17 protein-coding genes, 2 tRNA genes and 2 pseudogenes are annotated in these 19,789 nt (G+C 44.7%); 14 read left to right on the top strand and 7 right to left on the bottom strand.

Features of this window, described 5'->3' with window-relative positions; all coding sequences use genetic code 11:
* The first annotated feature begins 113 nt into the window (after nt 1-113).
* From pstB to C400_RS0102650, 7 genes and pseudogenes are all read left to right on the top strand, one after another.
* The gene (gene pstB, locus C400_RS0102680; RefSeq protein ID WP_016819635.1) at nt 114-872 is read left to right on the top strand and encodes a phosphate ABC transporter ATP-binding protein PstB; all 759 of its coding nucleotides are present in this window, start codon (nt 114-116) and stop codon (nt 870-872) included.
* A 40-nt stretch (nt 873-912) separates the two neighbouring features.
* Nucleotides 913-1,572 carry a phosphate signaling complex protein PhoU gene (phoU, locus tag C400_RS0102675; protein WP_016819636.1) on the top strand — a complete coding sequence of 220 codons (660 nt, stop codon included), beginning with the start codon at nt 913-915 and terminating at the stop codon, nt 1,570-1,572.
* Nucleotides 1,573-1,747: 175 nt separating this feature from the next.
* A complete protein-coding gene (gene polA, locus C400_RS0102670; RefSeq protein WP_016819637.1) occupies nt 1,748-4,402 on the top strand; it encodes a DNA polymerase I in 2,655 nt (884 codons plus the stop codon).
* Between the two features lie 71 nt (nt 4,403-4,473).
* Nucleotides 4,474-5,304 (top strand): DNA-formamidopyrimidine glycosylase, encoded by an 831-nt coding sequence (gene mutM, locus C400_RS0102665; protein ID WP_016819638.1) that lies wholly within the window; start codon nt 4,474-4,476, stop codon nt 5,302-5,304.
* A gap of 111 nt (nt 5,305-5,415) precedes the next feature.
* Nucleotides 5,416-6,220: pseudogene (locus C400_RS0102660) on the top strand (MntP/YtaF family protein).
* Between the two features lie 10 nt (nt 6,221-6,230).
* Nucleotides 6,231-6,828 (top strand): annotated as a pseudogene (gene coaE, locus C400_RS0102655) (dephospho-CoA kinase).
* Nucleotides 6,825-7,388 (top strand): lytic transglycosylase domain-containing protein, encoded by a 564-nt coding sequence (locus tag C400_RS0102650; protein WP_013370365.1) that lies wholly within the window; start codon nt 6,825-6,827, stop codon nt 7,386-7,388. Before coaE ends, C400_RS0102650 begins: the two are co-directional and overlap by 4 nt.
* 118 nt (nt 7,389-7,506) lie before the next feature.
* On the opposite strand, the gene C400_RS0102645 is transcribed toward C400_RS0102650, so the two are convergent.
* On the bottom strand, nt 7,507-7,731 hold the full coding sequence (locus tag C400_RS0102645) for an alpha/beta-type small acid-soluble spore protein (protein ID WP_013309613.1): 225 nt from the start codon (nt 7,729-7,731) through the stop codon (nt 7,507-7,509).
* 105 nt (nt 7,732-7,836) lie between these two features.
* On the opposite strand from C400_RS0102645, the gene nrdR reads away from it, so the two are divergent.
* The 3 genes from nrdR to C400_RS0102630 all read left to right on the top strand — a co-directional run bounded on the left by nrdR (nt 7,837) and on the right by C400_RS0102630 (nt 8,593).
* A complete protein-coding gene (gene nrdR, locus C400_RS0102640; protein WP_013370366.1) occupies nt 7,837-8,304 on the top strand; it encodes a transcriptional regulator NrdR in 468 nt (155 codons plus the stop codon).
* A gap of 129 nt (nt 8,305-8,433) precedes the next feature.
* Nucleotides 8,434-8,509, top strand: a tRNA-Ala gene (locus C400_RS0102635).
* Nucleotides 8,510-8,520: 11 nt separating this feature from the next.
* Nucleotides 8,521-8,593 (top strand) — tRNA-Lys (locus C400_RS0102630).
* An 85-nt stretch (nt 8,594-8,678) separates the two neighbouring features.
* Here the strand turns inward: C400_RS0102630 and C400_RS0102625 are convergent.
* Genes C400_RS0102625 through C400_RS0102615 form a run of 3 tightly spaced genes read right to left on the bottom strand, consistent with a single transcriptional unit; the run spans nt 8,679 to nt 11,108 of the window.
* The gene (locus C400_RS0102625) at nt 8,679-9,683 is read right to left on the bottom strand and encodes an alpha/beta hydrolase family protein (protein ID WP_017425905.1); all 1,005 of its coding nucleotides are present in this window, start codon (nt 9,681-9,683) and stop codon (nt 8,679-8,681) included.
* Nucleotides 9,667-10,332 carry a GNAT family N-acetyltransferase gene (locus C400_RS0102620; protein ID WP_017425904.1) on the bottom strand — a complete coding sequence of 222 codons (666 nt, stop codon included), beginning with the start codon at nt 10,330-10,332 and terminating at the stop codon, nt 9,667-9,669. The genes C400_RS0102625 and C400_RS0102620 overlap by 17 nt, the downstream gene beginning before the upstream one ends.
* On the bottom strand, nt 10,329-11,108 hold the full coding sequence (locus C400_RS0102615; protein ID WP_017425903.1) for a helix-turn-helix domain-containing protein: 780 nt from the start codon (nt 11,106-11,108) through the stop codon (nt 10,329-10,331). The genes C400_RS0102620 and C400_RS0102615 overlap by 4 nt, the downstream gene beginning before the upstream one ends.
* A gap of 169 nt (nt 11,109-11,277) precedes the next feature.
* On the opposite strand from C400_RS0102615, the gene C400_RS0102610 reads away from it, so the two are divergent.
* From C400_RS0102610 to C400_RS0102600, 3 genes are all read left to right on the top strand, one after another.
* The gene (locus tag C400_RS0102610; protein WP_016819646.1) at nt 11,278-12,156 is read left to right on the top strand and encodes a radical SAM/SPASM domain-containing protein; all 879 of its coding nucleotides are present in this window, start codon (nt 11,278-11,280) and stop codon (nt 12,154-12,156) included.
* Nucleotides 12,157-12,257: 101 nt separating this feature from the next.
* Complete coding sequence (locus C400_RS0102605; protein ID WP_017425902.1) at nt 12,258-14,168, top strand: AraC family transcriptional regulator; 1,911 nt, start codon at nt 12,258-12,260, stop codon at nt 14,166-14,168.
* A gap of 414 nt (nt 14,169-14,582) precedes the next feature.
* The gene (locus C400_RS0102600) at nt 14,583-16,277 is read left to right on the top strand and encodes a methyl-accepting chemotaxis protein (RefSeq protein ID WP_017425901.1); all 1,695 of its coding nucleotides are present in this window, start codon (nt 14,583-14,585) and stop codon (nt 16,275-16,277) included.
* A gap of 98 nt (nt 16,278-16,375) precedes the next feature.
* Here the strand turns inward: C400_RS0102600 and C400_RS0102595 are convergent, their stop codons facing one another.
* From C400_RS0102595 to C400_RS0102585, 3 genes are all read right to left on the bottom strand, one after another.
* Nucleotides 16,376-16,786, bottom strand: coding sequence for a DUF4183 domain-containing protein (locus C400_RS0102595; protein WP_017425900.1), 411 nt, complete (start codon nt 16,784-16,786; stop codon nt 16,376-16,378).
* An 89-nt stretch (nt 16,787-16,875) separates the two neighbouring features.
* Nucleotides 16,876-17,688 (bottom strand): DNA alkylation repair protein, encoded by an 813-nt coding sequence (locus C400_RS0102590; RefSeq protein WP_017425899.1) that lies wholly within the window; start codon nt 17,686-17,688, stop codon nt 16,876-16,878.
* Between the two features lie 75 nt (nt 17,689-17,763).
* Complete coding sequence (locus C400_RS0102585; RefSeq protein ID WP_017425898.1) at nt 17,764-18,438, bottom strand: Crp/Fnr family transcriptional regulator; 675 nt, start codon at nt 18,436-18,438, stop codon at nt 17,764-17,766.
* Between the two features lie 205 nt (nt 18,439-18,643).
* On the opposite strand from C400_RS0102585, the gene C400_RS0102580 reads away from it, so the two are divergent.
* Complete coding sequence (locus C400_RS0102580; RefSeq protein ID WP_017425897.1) at nt 18,644-19,726, top strand: ankyrin repeat domain-containing protein; 1,083 nt, start codon at nt 18,644-18,646, stop codon at nt 19,724-19,726.
* Nucleotides 19,727-19,789 lie beyond the last annotated feature (63 nt).

Below are 19,789 nucleotides of genomic sequence, written 5' to 3'. Positions count from 1 at the left end.
GTTAACAAATCCACCACACTGAATTTACACACAGCTTATATAATCTTCATATTGTGCAAATCAGGTGCAATGCTTGAGGACCATAACTGCAACACGAAGGAGATCATAAATCCATGAATGATTCCGTAATCCGGATTGATAAGCTGAATTTGTATTATGAAAAATTCCACGCGCTGAAACATATAAACCTGGATATTCCTGAAAAAACGGTAACAGCCTTCATCGGCCCATCCGGCTGTGGAAAATCAACCTTGCTGCGTACGCTAAACCGGATGAATGACATGATACCGGGAACGCGTATTGAAGGCACCGTGAGCATCGCAGGTCAGGATATTTACGGCGATACTATGGAAGTAGAAACGCTGCGTAAACAGGTGGGAATGGTTTTTCAACAGCCTAACCCGTTTCCCAAATCCATTTATGATAACGTGGCCTATGGTCCGCGGTTGCATGGAATCCGGCAAAAGGACAAGTTAGATGAACTGGTAGAGCAAAGCCTACGGCAGGCAGCACTTTGGGAAGAGGTTAAAAATTTTCTCAAGCGTTCTGCTCTGAGTTTGTCCGGCGGACAGCAACAACGGCTATGTATTGCCCGGGCGCTTGCTGTACAGCCAGATATTTTACTTATGGATGAGGCTACATCTGCGCTGGACCCGATCTCGACGATGAAAATTGAAGAGCTGGTTCAAGAATTAAGAGACACGTATACCATCGTCATGGTGACGCATAACATGCATCAGGCAGCGCGTGTGTCTGGTCGAACTGCGTTCTTTTTGAATGGGGTTGTAGTAGAGGCAGCGGATACAGAGGCGATGTTTTCCACGCCACAGGATTCACGTACGGAAGATTATATTTCCGGGCGTTTTGGCTAAAGCCAAATTTGATGATTATGCGAGAAGGGGTGACTTCGAAATGATACGTAGAAAAGGTTTTGATGAAGGATTAGAAGAACTGAGAGCCGTACTGCGCGAAATGGGTGCACACGTTTCGAAGGCGCTCGATCAGGCTATTGAATGTTTGCAGACCAAAAATACAGAAATGGCCCAACAGGTAGTCAAAAATGATGCATCCCTTAATACAATGGAAGAAAATATTCTGGATATGGGCTCCAAGCTCATTATTACCCAGCAGCCAGTAGCGAAGGATTTACGCCGGATCATTGTTGCATTTAAAATTTCCAGTGATTTGGAACGTATGGGTGATTTGGCACTTGATATTGCCAAGGTCACACTTCGCTTGGAAGGACAGCAGGCGATGAAGCCGTTGGTGGATATTCCACACATGGCTTCCATTGTTAAAGAAATGATCGACAATGCGATCAAATCCTATTTGGATGAAAATACAGATCTGGCCTACAAAATGGCTAAAGAGGATGATCGGGTGGATTCCTTGTACAGCCACATGATCAGCGATCTATACGCTTTTATGGTAGAAAAGCCAGCAGAGGCTTCACAAGCCATGCTGCAACTGCTCGTAGGACGTTACATTGAACGCATTGGCGACCATGCTACGAATATCGGTGAAAGCACTGTATATCTCGTGACAGGAGAGCGGCCAGATTTGAACCAGTAAGGCTTTTAGTATATAGCGGTTGTTTCTAATCCAGATTTGTCTTTGAGCAAAAGGCAAATTTGGCTAGGAAACAGCCGTTTTTTTCTGAAAAAGAGTCTTGTATGTTAAGATAGGAAGAGGAATGCGTAATACGTAAGAACGTTACGAATGCATTGATGAACTTGCGAGGTGCGAAATGGATAAACTCATGCTTATAGATGGTAACAGTATCATATACCGGGCGTTTTTTGCTATGCCGCCGTTGACGAATTCAAGCGGACAGCAGACGAATGCGGTGTACGGATTTACGACAATGTTATTGCGGCTTTTGGAGGAGCACAAACCAACGCATATTTTGGTTGCGTTTGATGCTGGTAAAATTACGTTTCGCCACAAAGGGTACGAGGATTACAAAGGTGGACGGGAGAAAACGCCGCCGGAGCTGTCCCAGCAATTTCCGCTGCTGAAAGAGCTATTGACCGCCTTCGGCATTGCCCAATTTGAACTGGATGGCTATGAGGCAGACGATATTATAGGCACCCTGTCCAAAACAGCGGACGAAGCGGGTTTTAATGTGCTGGTTGTGACCGGCGACAAGGATATGCTTCAATTGGCTTCAGACCATGTCACAGTCGGCTTGACCCGCAAAGGGGTTACCGAGGTGGAAACGTATGGACCTGAGCAGATTCAGGAACGTTACGGCTTAAAGCCGCTGCAAATCATAGACCTTAAGGGCCTAATGGGCGATACGTCGGATAACATTCCTGGTATTCCGGGCGTGGGTGAGAAAACAGCGCTCAAGCTGCTGCATCAATATGGTTCAGTTGAAGAGGTGCTGGCGCATACGGATGAGCTGAAGGGTAAAATGAAAGAACGCGTGGAGACTCATGCTGACGATGCGCGAATGAGCAAGGATTTGGCGACCATTTATCGGGATGTAACGTTGGACAAGCAACTGGAAGATGTGGTTTTCAGCGGGCTACAGGCAGAGACGGCTGGACCAGCTTTGGCGAAGCTGGAGTTCAAGTCCCTGCTGGAGCGTTTATCCTTTTCGGGCGAGGTCGGCAGTGCTGGAGTCGGCGTAGAGGAAGCCGTAGCAGACGTGACTGTGCTGGATGAACAGCGGATCAGCGAATTGGTAGAAGTGCTGAATAACGTAGATGTGCTGCATGTTGAGACGCATGGTGATAATCCGCATCATGCTGAGATTGTAGGCTTGATATTTGCCGCAACAGGGCGTCAGTTTTTTATGACACTGGAAGTTCTACAAAGTGATGCAGCTACCCCTATTCGGGAGTGGCTTGCCGACCCTGAACGCAAAAAACGCGGTCATGATCTGCATCGTACGGACTTGGCTTTACACTGGCATGGAATTGAGTTTGCTGGAGCTGAGTTTGATGTGCAGCTGGCCGGATACTTGCTAGATCCGACAGACGCCAATCAGACATTGAGTGGGCTGGCAGCCAAGTATGGCTTGTCATCGATTCGTCCAGACGACGAAGTGTTTGGTAAAGGAGCTAAATATAAAGTTCCTGACGTAGATGTACTATCCGATCATGTGGCGCGTAAGGCAGCGGTGATCGAAGCGTTGGTACCTGTGCAGCAGGCGGAGCTGGAAAAAACGGAAATGCACAAGCTGTTCCATGAGCTTGAGATGCCGTTATCCCGCATTCTGGCGGATATGGAGAAGCAGGGTATTTTGGTGAATGTAGAGGAACTGCGCGCTTTGGGAAAAGAATTTGAAGCCCAGATTACAACGTTGGTGGGTGAGATCTACAGTATTGCAGGGGTAGAGTTCAATCTTAATTCGCCTAAGCAGTTGGGTGAGATTTTGTTTGATAAGCTGGGTCTGCCCGTTATTAAAAAGACAAAAACCGGGTACTCGACCGATGCAGAGGTGCTGGAAAAGCTTGCGCCATATCATGATATTGTGCAAAACATATTGCAATATCGCACCATTGCCAAACTTCAATCGACGTATGTCGAAGGATTGCTTAAAGAAATTTCGGAGAAGACAGGTAAAGTGCATACGTATTTCCGGCAGACGGTTGCAGCAACTGGACGCTTGAGCAGTCAATTTCCGAATTTGCAAAACATTCCGATCCGTCTCGAAGAAGGACGCAAAATCCGCAAAGTATTTGTTCCATCGGAGCCGGGCTGGTCGATTTTGGCGGCAGACTATTCACAAATCGAGCTGCGGGTGCTGGCTGATATTTCGGATGATGAGCGTTTGAAAGAGGCTTTTGTTCACGATATGGACATCCATACCAAGACCGCATCCGATGTGTTCGGTGTACCGGCAGAGGCTGTAGACTCCGATATGCGCCGTTCTGCAAAGGCGGTCAACTTTGGGATTGTTTACGGGATTAGTGACTATGGTCTGTCGCAAAATTTGAATATTACGCGGAAGGAAGCGGCTCGCTTTATCGACCAGTATTTTGACGTGTTCCAGGGTGTTCGCCGTTACATGGATGATATTGTGAAGGATGCGAAGAGGGATGGATACGTAAAAACGTTGTTGGAACGCAGACGATATTTGCCAGAGATAAACGCCAGCAATTTCAACCAGCGTTCGTTCGCCGAGCGTACAGCGATGAATACGCCGATTCAAGGTACCGCAGCCGATATTATCAAGCTGGCGATGGTGCAGATGGACGCAGCGCTGCGTGAGCGCAATCTTCGCAGCCGTATGCTGTTACAAGTACATGATGAGCTTGTATTCGAGGTTCCGCCTGAGGAAATGGAAACGATGAAAGAGCTTGTTCCCGCTACCATGGAAGCTGCATTAAAGCTGGCTGTGCCGCTTAAAGCGGAAGTAAGCTATGGCAGCAATTGGTATGAGGCCAAGTAAGATATTTCAATGAGTAGATAGTCCCAATTTGACGTTGCTTCCGTTATAATATAGGGTGAGGTGAAGACATCATGCCGGAATTACCGGAAGTAGAAACCATTAAACGAACACTAAACGAGCTTATAGTCGATAAACATATAGATCATGTAACCGTAAATTTGCCGCGTATTATCCAACGTCCCGATGATATTCACGCATTTGCGATGGAATTGGCTGACCACCGGATTATTGGGGTGGAAAGACGCGGTAAGTTTCTGCGGATTTTGCTGGACGGGCTAGTGCTTGTCTCCCATCTTCGAATGGAAGGACGCTATGGATTGTATTCACAAGATGATCCTGTGGAAAAGCATACCCATGTCATCTTTCATTTTAAAGATGGTACAGAGCTGCGTTATCAGGATGTGCGCCAATTTGGTACAATGCACTTATTTCCGGCAGGACAGGATTTGCTGGAAAAGCCGCTGAATAAACTCGGTCTGGAACCGATGGACGAGGCTTTTACACCTGAAATGCTGCGTGCCGCTGTTGGAACTCGTTCGACTTCGATCAAGGCAGCGCTGTTAAACCAGTCATATGTGGTAGGCATCGGGAATATTTATGTAGATGAATCGTTATTTAAGGCAGGGATTCATCCGGCACAGCCAGCCAAAAGCCTAACGGATAGCCAATTTCGAGTACTGCATGAAGCTATTGTCTCCACGCTGGGCGCGTCGATTCAGGTTGGTGGCTCGTCCATCAAATCTTTCGTTAACGGACAGGGCAAAACGGGCGATTTCCAGCATCAGTTGCAAATCTATGGACGCAACGCGAAGCCTTGTATTAACTGTGGTACATTGATCGAAAAATCCGTCGTAGCTGGACGTGGCACACATCATTGCCCGGTCTGCCAGCCTTTGCGCTAAACAGGCACAGTCACCCCAAGCCCATCCCTCTCATATATTGTTCCAAGTACCAATACTGCGAAGGGAGTCGGTTGCTGTAAGGCCCAGCCTTCGCAATGGGAGGGAATTGGAGTGGCTAATCATTGGGGAGCCCTGCTGTTACTGGCATTTGCGCTAAGTTTGGACAGTTTCGGAGTCGGTGTTACATATGGTCTGCGCAAAATGAAAATTCCATTGTTGTCGATTGCTATCATCTCCGTATGTTCAGGTTTGGTGATCGGCATATCCATGCAGCTCGGCGCATTACTATCCCGTGTCCTGTCTCCTGTATATACGACGGTTTTCGGTGCTGTCATTCTGATCTGTATCGGCTGTTACTCTTTGATTCAGGCTCTGCAACGCAAGGAAGATTTGACGGAAGAAACAGCGGAAGTCCCTCGGGATCTGCACCTTACGGAACAGGTTGATTCAGATTCAGGGCATATATCAGCTCTTGCGGAGAAAAAAAAGTGCTGAGAATGCTAATACAGAGTCTCTAACCAGCTCAGGAAGAGATCTATCGACAGAGACTTCTTTGGAGCTACAGCAGGAGGAGCGAACGTTATTTTCGCTGGAGTTCCGCAAATGGGGGCTTGTTATTCGGATTCTTCGAAGCCCGTCTGCTGCGGATATGGACCGTTCCGGCAGTATATCTGCTACCGAAGCGGTTTGGTTAGGTATTGCATTATCGGTCGATGCGTTCGGAGCGGGCTTAGGTGCAGCCATGCTTGGTTTTCAGCCCCTGTCTACTGCGCTGGCTATTACGTTATTCAGTGGTGTATTTTTGATTGCTGGTATGAAGGCAGGGTTCTTCCTGTCAGCATTTCGATTTATGAAGGCGCTCGGCGTATTGCCGGCATTATTACTGATTATGATGGGTATATTGAAGCTGTTATGAGGTGAAGAGCATGAATATCGGATTAACCGGAGGGATCGCTACCGGAAAAAGCACCGTGTCGGCTCTTTTGGTCGCCAAGGGTGCGCTGCTGATCGACGCAGATGCCATTGCCCGGGAAGTTATGCTTCCGGGGCATCCGGTGCTGGCGGCGGTCATACAGCATTTTGGACAAGCTATAGTGAACAGTGACGGAACCCTGCACCGCAAAAGACTGGGAGAGATTGTATTCAGAGATCCTGTACAGCGACAGGCACTTAACGATATTACGCATCCTGCTATTCGTGAGGAAATGCGTCTGCGCATGGAAGCTTATGAACGGGAGCAGCCGGACAAGCTTGTTTTGGCAGATATCCCGTTAATGTATGAGTCTGGGCTGGAGAGCCTGTACGAGGAAATTATGGTTGTATATGTACCACGTGATGTTCAGCTCCGACGTCTGATGCTCAGAGACGGTCTGACAGAAGAGCAAGCCGAGCTTCGTTTGTCCGCACAAATGGATATCGAGCAGAAAAAAAAATTTAGCTGATATTGTTATTGATAATAGCGGAACACAGACTGAGACGAAGCGGCAAATTGATCAGTTTTGGCAGCGAAAGGGACTTGCATGAACATTTTACGTAAGAAAAGAGTCCTGCTCATTTTGTTTGTCGGATTTGTCCTGATTCTGTTCCTCAACTCAAATTGGATGTCGTGGTTTTACCCGATTCAATATAAGGATGAAATTCGGCAATATTCACAGACGTATGAAGTGGACCCATTTTTGGTGGCATCTATTATCCGCGTGGAAACAAACTTTAAAACCAGCAAGCAGTCACACAAGGGTGCACTGGGACTTATGCAGATTATGCCGAATACCGCCAATTGGATTATGGACAGTGCCCAGATTCAGAAGGTCCCGCTGGACAGTGTAAAGCACGAGCCCGGCACCAACATTGAGCTGGGAACCTGGTATCTGCATAACCTGTCTATGAAGTTTCAGGATAATCCTGTGGTCATCGTAGCGGCATACAATGCTGGTCCAGGTAAAGTTAAGGAGTGGCTGGATCAAGGGGTGTGGGATGGCAAAGAAGAGTCCATTAAGCAAATCCCTTTTGGTGAGACACGGCATTATGTACAGCGAGTCATCTACTATTACAGGCAATATACAAAAATTTATAATGAGTTTTAAGTGACAGGTTAATGACAATATGAACCTTTTCGCTTTAAAATGAAAAAAGCGCAGGACAGGCTGTTTTTAGCAGCCTATCCCTACACTTTTTCGTATTACTTCTTGATTATTACCGAGATTATTGGTATTGACCTGCCAATTGTTGTTCGGCGATCGTTACGAGGCGTTTTGTGATGTAGCCCCCGATCGAACCGTTCTCATAGGAAGTCATGTTGCCTTGGTATCCATCTTGAGGAATGCTGATACCCAGCTCTTGAGCGATTTCATATTTCATTTGCTCCAGAGCACCGGAGGATCTGCTGACTACCAGGTTGTTGGAGTTGCCATTGTTTCCTTGTGCCATTGTTGTTCACCTCCTCGCGACGTGGTAAACATATTATGATCCGTTTCGACAAAATTATTACTAAAAAGCTTCGGGAATTTATTGGAAAAAGGAAGTGATGAGATTATGAAGTGCCCATATTGTGCCTACAATGGCACGAAAGTGTTGGATTCGCGACCAGCGAATGATAATAAGTCCATCCGCCGCCGTCGCGAATGCGAACAGTGTGCCAGGCGTTTTACCACCTTTGAAATGGTAGAAGAGACCCCACTGATGGTCATCAAAAAAGATGGCAGCCGTGAAGAGTTTAGCCGTGATAAAATGCTGCGCGGTCTCATTCGAGCCTGTGAAAAGCGTCCAGTATCAGTCGAGCAACTCGATCTGATCGTATCTCAGGTGGAGAACGCTATACGCAACACAGCAGCCACAGAGGTGGATAGCCAGCAGATTGGTGAGCTAGTCATGGAACAGCTCTATCCTGTGGATGAAGTCGCCTACGTACGCTTTGCGTCCGTCTATCGGCAGTTCAAAGACATCAATATGTTTATGAAGGAACTGAAAACACTGTTATCCAAAGATACAGACAGCGACTGATCGCTGACTGTATCTTTTTAGGGCCGTGGTGGGAAGAGGATTATATTTTTTTTATAAAAGTATTGACACAGGGTCGAATATTTTATATGATATAGAAGTCGCTTGAAACGTTAATTACCTACATGAGACGGGGCCTTAGCTCAGCTGGGAGAGCGCATCGCTGGCAGCGATGAGGTCAGGGGTTCGATCCCCCTAGGCTCCACCATAATTTTATATGGACTCTTAGCTCAGTTGGTAGAGCAGTTGACTCTTAATCAATTGGTCCAGGGTTCGAGTCCCTGAGAGTCCATCCTTTAAAAAAACGGCAGAAATGCCGTTTTTTTGCTGTTTATATATCTATTCCCGGTCTAATAGAGTATACAGTAGTTCCAAGCTTAACGCTGACTAACATAATCGGCGAGAATTTGTAGATAATCATCATTTACCAATTGTCTAGGGGCAAATACGGCGGTTAAGAAGGTTAGGGACTTGGAATGCGCAATTTGTTCATTCATCATGGAATGGTCAACTTCTGGCAAATGAATGACAGACAGCAGCTCTGGAGATATCTTTTGGCGATATACTCGCTCGGTGTCTTTTACATCTACGTTCATATCTTTCCCAGCCAGAACCAAGAGTACAGGAGATTTAAAGTAGCTTAATTCTTCCGTAGAATCAGAACGAAAATTTTTGCCTATAAAGCTCCATCTTTCTTTGGAAATGATATCGTTAGGACTGGCTATGCTTAGGTATTCTTCATAGGAAGCATGATTTTTCAGTAATTGTAGAACCTTATGGTCGTAGTCCAGTCTCTTTTTAATTTGCTGCGGGCTAGCTCCTGCTTGTTCCAACTCTTTTTTTGTGTTAAATTGCCCTTGTGTAATCCAATTCACAGCCGGCGATACAAGGATGCTGAATGCAATATCATGCTCCTCTTTAACGATCTTCGGAATGACCCAGCCTGCTTGACTGGCTCCCCAAAGGCCGATTTTGTGCTTATCAATCATCGGTAAGGTTTTGGCCCAGTCAACTGCATATCGAATCTCCTGTGCCCGGTCCTCCATGCTCTGCTCCAGCCAATCGCCTGGTGCGCAGTTAATACCGGGCTTATTCAGGGATAAGGAAGCATACCCCTTAGAAGCAAACCTTTCCCACAGCGGTTTGTATCCATCATCATACGTGTCATTGATTGGACCATCTCCATGGACAAAAACAACCAGTCCAATCTTTCCCGAGTAGTTCTCAGGCAAAGCTAGTGTACCTGTTAATACTCCTTTGGGAGTCGCAATTTGTATTTTTTCTTCCGTCATCTTGTAGGAATTTTGATATAAAACAATCAATATCAAGGCAACAGCCAGACCTGCCGCAATACCAAGGGTTAGCTTATATGTTTTTTTCAATGCTGTTCTCTCCTCGAATGCAGTTTCGTTCTTTCCAGCTCATTAGATGCCATACAGGCTCCTTGAACCAAAAATGTCGCCAATAATTATATTGAGACTGCTCAATTTCAAATGCTAGATTGTGGTACAAGCGGATAGCCTGCTGGTTCTGATGTGCTACATGAAGTGTCAACGCATGGAAACCGGATTCAACCGTAAACTGCTGTGCGAAAGCTAGAAAACGTCGCCCGATCCCTTGATTGCGATGACTTGAGCGAATTGCCAAATGATCAATGTAACACTCATCTATGGTAGGTTTATAGTCCAGCGCATACATGCCTGTCAAAAATTTAAATACATTGAAGCAGCCAAACTGTATTATAAGCGAAGCCAAAGAAGTGAGATTTGTTTTAGGAAGTGAAGAGGAGGGAGTCTTCCATTTGAGCGAAAGGACACCAACAACATCGTCGTTCTCTTTAACCACAAATTGCTTCCCAGATGTAGAATCAGGATGTTGAACCCAAACCTGCATTAATAAACGCTGTATATCTTGATCCTCCAAAGTAACAAGAGCTTGAAATTTTGCCTTAAACGATTCCACTAAGAGCTTACATACGGCTTCATGGTCTTGCTCTTGAAAAGCAACCATGTCATAGGATTGTGGACTCATGTAACGTCCTCCTGCACATCAGAAATTTTTACTTGAATCTCATATTGCAGCTCGTTGCTGTCGAATATGGATAGATAGGATTTTTCCACCACAATGACCTTGCTTAGGCATTCATATTGGTGCTGGGTCGCATAATGCTCCAGTTGTTGGACTTGGTGTTCGATCTCAGCGTCTTCAGTGGCAGAGAAGTGCTTATAAAGATAGCTGCCTTCTTCCAGAATATAGTCAGCTGCTCCTGATGTCGTTTCATAATATAGTTTCACCTGTCCAGAATCAGATAGATAATGTAGATCATTTTCAAATAATTGTGGTGGTGCAGGCCGCTGCTCAAATAGATTCCTGGCCGTGAGTTCTTGATCACTCTCCAATGCAAACCACAGCTTTAAATGTCGAGTATCCAAAAGCTTGATTCGATACTCATTGTTTTGCCGGGTAAGGTTATGATGTTCTTTTAGCACTTTATGAATAAACTGTTCGAGCAGCTTTAAGTTAGCGATTTCATCCTGTACCTTCTGTAACGAATGTTCTAAAAGCTGGTTGTAATCATCGGCCGTGTAGGAAGTCATGCATTCTTCAATTTGACCGACAGGGATATTTAATTTACGTAGCATTAAAATATGGGAAAGTTGATAAATTTCATGAAGTCCGTACATTCGATATTGATTTTCATCTGTGTATAACGGATAAAGGATACCCTTTTCTTCAAAATACCGCAGCTGATGTACAGATACATTCATGAGCTGAGCAAGCTGACTAATCGTAATGTGTTTTTTCAATGACAGGTCTCCTTCTTGATAATTGAATAACTTCACTATAAACCTTAGGTCAGACCTAAGGTCAATAGAAAATATCCGCAGAGTTTACCTCTCGTTCATAACCCGTTATAATCATAAGATTAGTGAGCATAAACCAAATGTTCAGGATGAAGGTTAGAATGGGGAAATTATGTTGAAGACATTTAAGAAGGTATACATTGAGATAACAAGCATTTGCAATCTTGCATGCAGTTTTTGCCCTCAGACACAACGTGTCAAAAAATTTATTGATCCAGAAGTCTTTCGGAATGTGCTTGATCAGGTCAAGCCGCATACGGATTACATTTATCTGCATGTCAAAGGAGAGCCTTTGCTCCATCCCAAAATTGATCTTTTGCTGGAGAGTGCGCATGAGAAAGGCTTAAAGGTCAACATTACCACCAATGGTACCTTGCTGCCGAAGACCGGACATAAGCTGCTTGGTCAGCCGGCATTACGGCAGATGAACTTTTCTCTTCATAGTTTTGACGGGCATGAAGGTTCTGTGGATCGAGAAGGTTATTTGGGTCATATTTTCACGTTTGTCAGAGAAGCTGTGAAGCACAATGTCATTATTTCATTCCGTCTCTGGAACCTGACTCAAGATAATTTGACTAATGTGCAGCGTCAGCGCAACCGCGAGACACTGGAGCAATTGGAGCAAGAGTTTGGGCTGGACTATCGTATTGAAGAAAAAGTAATGCCGGGCAGTGGGGTCAAAATCGCCCCCAATGTATATTTGAATCAAGACTACGAATTTGAATGGCCTAGCCTGAGTGCACCAGAAGATGACGGAAAAGGCTTTTGTCATGCGCTTCGCAGTCAAGCGGCGGTTTTGGTGGATGGAACAGTGGTCCCTTGCTGTCTTGATGGAGAAGGCGTCATTAATTTAGGAAATGTGCATGAGCAAACTTTTTCCGAGATCGTGGAAGGTGAGCGTGCAAACCGTCTGTACTTTGGATTCTCCAAGAGAGAAGCAGTGGAAGAGTTGTGCCGAAAGTGTGGTTATCGCAAACGATTTGGAACCTAATCATATCGGTGGAAATCCAAGCGACAATTGAATGGTTTACAAAAAAAGATAGCCCTTTACAGGGCTTTTTCTTATATTTGGATAGGGGGTGAGCGGTAGTAATGAAGTTGAACGATCACATTTTATTGTGGAATCATGTGTTTATACAAGTGATGGATGTTCGCCATAAGAAAATGGATAAAGGGGAAGAATTGCGAAACTACAGACTTCCGGTCAGTGCGTTTTTATATACTGTACGCGGAAGTGCGCGGGTATGGTTAGATGACAGTGTTCATAGGGTGGATCGTTTTCATGTCCTGCATGGGGGAAAAGGAATGTGCCTGAGCGTCATGACGGAGGATGTGCTTGAATATTACATCATACTGTACAAGGCAACTTTGGCCCTACATGGTCGGAAGGAGATCGCACAATTGCTGGAAAAGGGAAATCCTTTTCAGAATCAGTATGCTTTCGCACCTCATTACCTGCTGCCCCTGTATGATAAAGTAAAGCTGTTGGAGCAAGAATGGCATAAGGGATCGGGACTTGGTAAACTGCACGTCAAAGCTTTATTTCATCATTTTGTCTTCGAATTGTTACATCAATTGGATCGACAAGGCATTCAGCCCCTTAAGCCTGACTTGGTAGCGCAAGCTGTAACTTATATTTGTGAGCATTTTAGTCGGTCTATAACACTAGAGTCCATTGCGGAGGAGCTAGAGTGCAGTACCGGACATTTATCAAGGCTGTTCAAAAGTAAAATGCATACCAGTCCAATTCATTACTTGGGCCAGATACGGGCAAATCGAGCGGCAGAGCTGCTAATGCAGACGGATGCCACTTTGCAGGAGATCGCAGAGCGTGTGGGATATCCAGATGCTCATTCATTAAGTCGCAGCTTCAAGAAATATAAGGGACTATCTCCTGTACGATTCAAAAAAGAACGGCAGCAGCATATCCAGGCGCAAGATCAGGATATGCCCCAAACGAAGCTTAAATATGCCCTTCAGCGGACAGCTTTCACCCGTTATACTGATATTGATTATCAATATCGGTATCATGCGGAAGGGGATTTATTCATGCACGGAAGAGGCAAAATTACAGCAATGATGATCATGTTGTTCTTATCATTGATGCTGGGAGCCTGCTCAGCTCCGACGAATACAAATGGAAGCTCGCAAACGAAAGCCAATCATACAGCGACATCATCCAACAGCGATGGACAAGCGGCAGTACAAGCACAGACCAGAACGGTTAAGACACTAAAAGGCGATGTGGAAGTACCTGCTAACCCGAAACGAGTAGCATCGGATCAGTATATGGGTCATCTTTTAAAACTGGGGATTATACCTGTAGGGGTCAGAAGCTTTATGTTGAATGAGGCTTGGATTGATCAATCGGGATATCCCAAAGAGAAGTTAGCCGGAATCAAAGATCTCGGGGATTTTCCTATGGATTTGGAGGAACTGACCGTACTGCAACCGGATTTAATTATCGGCTCAATTGAAAAGAACATCGACAGCTACCAGAAGGTAGGAACGACTGTGTTCCTGCCGTATTGGGAGGGTGAATCTACAGCGGGACCACTGGATAAATTCCGCAGAATCAGTGAAATATTTGGTAAGCAGAAAGAAGCCGAGCAGTGGATTGCTAAATATGAGAATAAAGTTGCAGAGACTAGAACTAAAATTGACGGTATTATTAAAGATGGAGAGACGGTTTCGATCGTACAAGTCGCCAATAAATCAATCTATGTTTTAGCGGCGAAAGGCGGTAACTACGGAAGTCCAACCATATATCAAATGCTACAGCTGCCACCCACTAAGAAAGCATTGAATATGAAAGAAGGATTTGAAAATATTTCGCTTGAGGTTTTACCCGAGTATATGGGAGATCACATCTTTGTATATGGCTCAGAAGATGAAGGGGCCAATCAGATTCTACATAGTGAGCTATGGAAGGGGCTTCCGGCTGTAAAAAAGGACAGGTGTACATGTACGGTTCATTCAGCGAAAAAGGGGATGAGTTTGTGATGGAAGATCCCTATTCGCTGGAGCTTCAACTGGATACTATAGTTAATCTCTTATTAGCCCACAAAAAATAATACTGGATGTAGCTTAAACAAATCGGTGCATTTTCCTGATGGAATAACTTGATTGATAGAAAAATAGACCGCTAAAGACAAGGGTAAACCTCTGTGTTTAGCGGTTTTTTATCGTATTTTATGAAGGCTTTTACATCAGTCCCTTATTGGTAGTTATCATGGTGTCATGAACGACTGCGCTGCAACGTTCTCGTTTACAAAAAACAGCGACAAATCTCACATAAAACGACATATTCCGACACTGGAATGCCATATTATTAGTAAGTGTTGATAGGCTATAATCGTAGCAGTGAAAACTGATTGTCATAAAAATTTATTAGAGTCAGGATTGGTGGTTCAAATAATGAAGCTCGCAACAAAATTAACCTGGATGATGCTCATCATGTTCCTCCTCGTAGGCTCCTCCATAGGATACTTCGGATATCGTACCGCTTACCATCAAGTGGATGAAGCTGCAGGGATCGAGCTGGTGGGCTGCGCCAATATTACGACAGGTCTTATAGATCCCGCGGATATATCGGGTCTGGTCAGTGGAGATAAGAGCAAACTTACTGCCATTGAAAAGCGAATTGGCTGGATCGTAGCCCATAAGCCTATTTTTAAAGAGGCTTTCATCATGTCTTTAGATGGAAAAATTCTGGCCGCCGACGCCAACCTCAAGCAAAGAGGCTACCAAGCTGGCGATTCCTTCTATTTCACGGATGAAGACAAAGAAATGATAACTACAATGAAGCATTCAGCATATTCCAAGGTTTATACATATGAAGGAACCTCGCTTAAAACTGGTTATGGTCCCATTTACCAGGATCATGATCCCACCAAGCCCATTGTTGCACTGATGGCCATCAATTTTGACGGCTCATTAATTCAGGAACGGACGTTGGATATTATTGTTCATCCCTTTATTATTGGCGGTTCTATTTTTATCGTGGCTATCCTTGTTGCTTACCTGTTGATTCGCCATATGGTAAGTCCGCTTACCAAGCTGTCAGCCTCTGTGAATACCATTACCAATGGCGATCTTACCCATGAACCACTTCTTTTCAAAAGCAAGGATGAAATCGGGACTCTGGCCCGCGACTTCAACGATATGACAATGAATTTACGCAACCTGATCACTCAGGTCAATGACACCTCTATACTGGTCGCTTCTTCCTCTCAGGAGTTGTCAGCCAGCGCACAGGCAACGAACCGTGCTGGGGAGCACAGCGTGAATGTTACGATTGAGCTAACAGATGGGGCGCATACCCAATTACAGAATCTAGAAGAAAGCTACAAAGCGGTTCAGAATATATCTCGCTTCATCAGCGATATTGCGGGCAATGCAGACATCGCAAGGAACAAGGCAGTCGATAATGTCCAGAAAGCGCGTCTTGGTCGGGAATCGATGGATTCCACCACCTCCCAAATGGGAGTTGTGAGTGAAAGTATCGGCGATCTCTCAAGCATTATTAATACGCTTGGCAGCCACTCCAAGGAGATTGAGAACATTGTCGGCACCATCGCCAGTATTGCCGAGGAGACTAACTTACTATCTCTAAATGCAGCGATAGAAGCTGCCCGCGCTGGAGAAGAAGGCAGGGGCTTTGTCGTTGTCGCTGACTCTGTCCGCAAGTTGGCCGAACGTTCAGCCACATCCGCCACACAAGTTAGTGAGCTGATCAGTTTGATTATCGCCCAAATGGACAAGGCGGGACAAACTGTGAAGCGTTCCACGGACGAAATGCTGCAAGGGAAAGCGTTGATTATATCGGCCGGACGTTCCTTCTCCGAGATTGAAGCCTCCGTTTCTGATGTCTCTTCCCAAAGTGAGCAAATATCAGCTACAGTTCGGGATCTGGCACTGATCTCTGAAGGGCTCGTTCAAGCCATTCAGAATACCGTGCTCGTCTCTAACCATACAGCTAAAGGGGCAGAATCTCTATCGGCTTCTTCAGAGCAACAGCTTGTTGCTATGCAAGAAGTGGAATCCTCCGCAGAGCTCCTCTCATCACTGGCCGAGAAGCTTCAGGTACTTGTAGAGAACTTCAAGATTTAAAAATTTTTTTAATTGTGTAACGGGAAAAACCATCTGTATTCATCAAGGATAAGCCCTGTGTTTGGCGTTTTTTAAGTGGAATTTGCGATAGTTTTCCTTCAGTCGCTTATTGTGGTCGTCACGGTGACGTTGTTGACAGATGTTGAGGAAGCGCTGGTGTTGAAATTGATCACCTCAATAACTACGGTAGCGCCAACTAACAAGCCAGTATTTATGATTAGATTAGTAGGAGAAAGTGTCGTTAATCCGCCTCGCTGCAACGTTCCATTCACGAATACATTGTAGTAACCGTTACTGGTCGGAACCACCAGACTGTTTGCCGCAACTGAAGTTCCGCTATCATTCGTAAAATTTTGTGCCGGGATGGTGGTCACTCCCCCTAGGATGTTGCCGAGCACAACAACGGCTGTGTACCGATTGACAATTGGAGTGACATTTATATTCGTGGTGATGGCAATGTTCCCAGATACAACACTGTCTGCTTCCAGATAGATTCGGATAATAGACATAGGAATTCCTCCATTCCTAATATTCCAGATGTATCTCATAGTTTATGTAAATATTCTAGCTATGGATTGGATGGGGAGGAGTCTCCAGATTATTTCATTTTGTTCAAGCTTCTTTGTGCCCGAGTTACTATTCGCTTCGTTTCCTTTGTATCTGAAGCCAACAGCCATGTATCACATACCTGAATTACCCATTCCGGGTTAGTTTTGCTGGCATCATTCAGCCAATTGCTCACCGAGTCTTGAACATATTTGACAGGGTCAGATTGAACCACTTCCAAAAGTGGAAGGGCTAACTCGGGATGTTCTTTTAGTTCAGGGATGTGTTTGGCCCAAACGCCTTGTGGCCGGGTTAATTCTATAGCAAAACGACGTATGTTAGCATCCTTGTTTCGCATCCAGCTGTTTAACAGCACAAGCGCCTCATCCAGTTGCAAGGATATAGGTTCTCTCATTGCCATCCAGGCAATTTCACGTACTCCGAAATGGGAATCTGCTGCAAATGGTCGAATGCCAGCTAATTTTTCTTCTAGACTTAAACGGGAATCTACCCCGATGATGTAGGCAGCCCAGCAGCGAATGCTATCTGAAAGATGAGAGGCCATCGCGTCAAAGATACGAGTACGCTCTTCTAACGTTTGTTGCTCAAACACATGAAGCCATGCTTGTGCTATTGCGGGTATTATTTTCATGATCTTTTTTTCCTTTAGATGATCCAATTCAGTCAAGAAGACATTGAATGATCGCTGCAATCCAAACTCATCAAGAGCGTTCCGCAGAAGTACAATATGATCTACAGCCAGCCATTCGGTAAGATTCACAGTCTCAAGTTGTCCCTGTTGTAGCAATTGAAGTACATCAGTAGGGATATCTGTTCTTTTGCGAGCCCCTTTGCGGTGTAGCATTTCATCACTCCATATCGTATATTTGCTGGTAGGTATACGATAATTCTTTTGTCAGGAGGAAAGATGTAATGTAGATTACAACTTCACTAGCTTTTGGCGATGGATGTAAATTGTCTTAAAGCCGGTCTTAATGACCCTTTCTTTGACGAGCTCCTGTAGAGCGGTTGTTACAGCTTCACGGGTGGCCCCAACCAAATTCGCTATTTCCTGGTGAGAAAGCGGAAAATCAATTTTATAATACTCATCATGACTTTGAAGGGCAAATTGATCACATAATTTTAAAAGAACATACATAATTTTATCTTGTAAATTCCCCAAAGCTAGATGCTGGGCTAAACTGCTCATTCCTGAGATCCGGTCACTTAGTACCTGAATCATGTTCATCATAAACCGGGGATGCTGGATTAAAAAATGTTCAAATCGGTCTGTGTCCATCAAGCAGATATCGCATTCTTCTATCGTTTCTATGTACATGTCCCGTGTCCCCAGCGAAATCATGTCCATTTCACCGAATACATTTCCCTCACTGAGAAGATCCAAAGTGAACTGCTTCCCATCGGCATTCAGCTTGTAGAGACGTACCTTTCCCCTTTTCACAAAATAAAGCCCCTTGGAGAAGGTATCCGGGGTTTGAATAAATGTGTTTTTTTGTATAGTCGTAATAGAGGTCATTTGATCCATTTCAATCAAATCTTCTCGTGAGAGACTATGTAGCAAATTGAATTGGGATAAGTATTGAATGCTATTCATATGTTCTCCTTTTCGTTGCATCGAGTATACAGAATCATAATACTATACAATTATAGCTTCTCTAAGGTACTTTCACCTATACTACTCACTTGTTTGCATTAAAAGTGAGCAAATAAACTGGGAAGTCAGGCGGATTTATGTAAAAGAGAGATTGGTATAAAATAGATTTGCATGATAATAGATACATAAAGAGTGAGGGTATACAATGATCCAATTAAAAAATATTGGCAAATTTGACGTTCTTCCCGAAATCGCAATGCATATTGTAGAAGGCAATATATCGGCATTACGCCAAGCGCTGACCGAAGGCTGGGATATAGAACAAGAAATTAAACTCAGCAAACATACGACGTTAAGTCCATTAGACCTTGCGCTTATTTCTCAGCGAATGGACGTGTTAAAGCTGTTGGTGGAGCAGGGAGTTCAACTCAATGCAAAAGATCGCCCTGCATTTTTAACAGCTGTTCGCTACTGCTCAGAAGAGATTGTCCGCTATGTGGTGGCTCATGGTGCCAAGCTGGACGGAAAAAATCAAGTCAAATCTGGTGCCTATGAGCAAGCCTATTATGGCAATAAAAAGAATATCCCGCTGATTCACGAACTTGGCCTCGATATAAAGCAGCATGGGGGAGCAACGCTGCGCAACGCAGTTAGTAACCATGACCTGAACACTGTAGCACTGTTGTTAAAGCATGGTACAGATATTAATTACAATGCCCCTAATATGGTATATCCCTATAAAGCGACTCCTTTAACTGTGGCAGCACGAAATAATGATTTTGCGATGGTGAAGTACCTGGTCGATCATGGGGCTGATGTGACACTGGCAGAAAAGGATGGAGATCGGGCATATACGATTGCTGTTAGCAATAAGAACGTGGAAATGGCCGAATATCTAAAGTCTGTGGAACCGCCAGCGTTTCATAATCTGGAGAATAAACGACATGCCTTAAAAAGCTACAAGCTTCCGAAGGATCTTATAGCCTTTCTAATGGGGGATCAGCTCCGTGTGGATCTGCCAGAAAATGATTTAGGTATCCAATTTGTTGAGTTCTTCTCTTTCATAGATACGGTTGAGATGAAAGTAGGTCGGCAAAAGCTGTTGCGTTTGTCTCTAGAAGTAGATAACTATTCGGATATCCTTTTGGTGTGGAATCCCAAGCACAAGTGTCTGGGCTATTACGATGAAGAGCATCAGGAATATGCGGATGTATGCAGCTTTGCTGAGTTTCTTGCGCAGCCGGGAGATTACCTGGAGAAGATGATTGAGGGTGAATATTTATCATAACGAGGTGAGCCATGAATGCGGTATGCACGCAGTCATGGCTCTTGTTATTAAAAGAAGGCGCAA

Source organism: Paenibacillus sp. ICGEB2008, from assembly GCF_000307675.1.
Lineage (GTDB): Bacteria > Bacillota > Bacilli > Paenibacillales > Paenibacillaceae > Paenibacillus > Paenibacillus polymyxa.
Note: the sequence above shows the minus strand (reverse complement) of the source record. Positions and strands in the feature narration are given on the sequence as shown.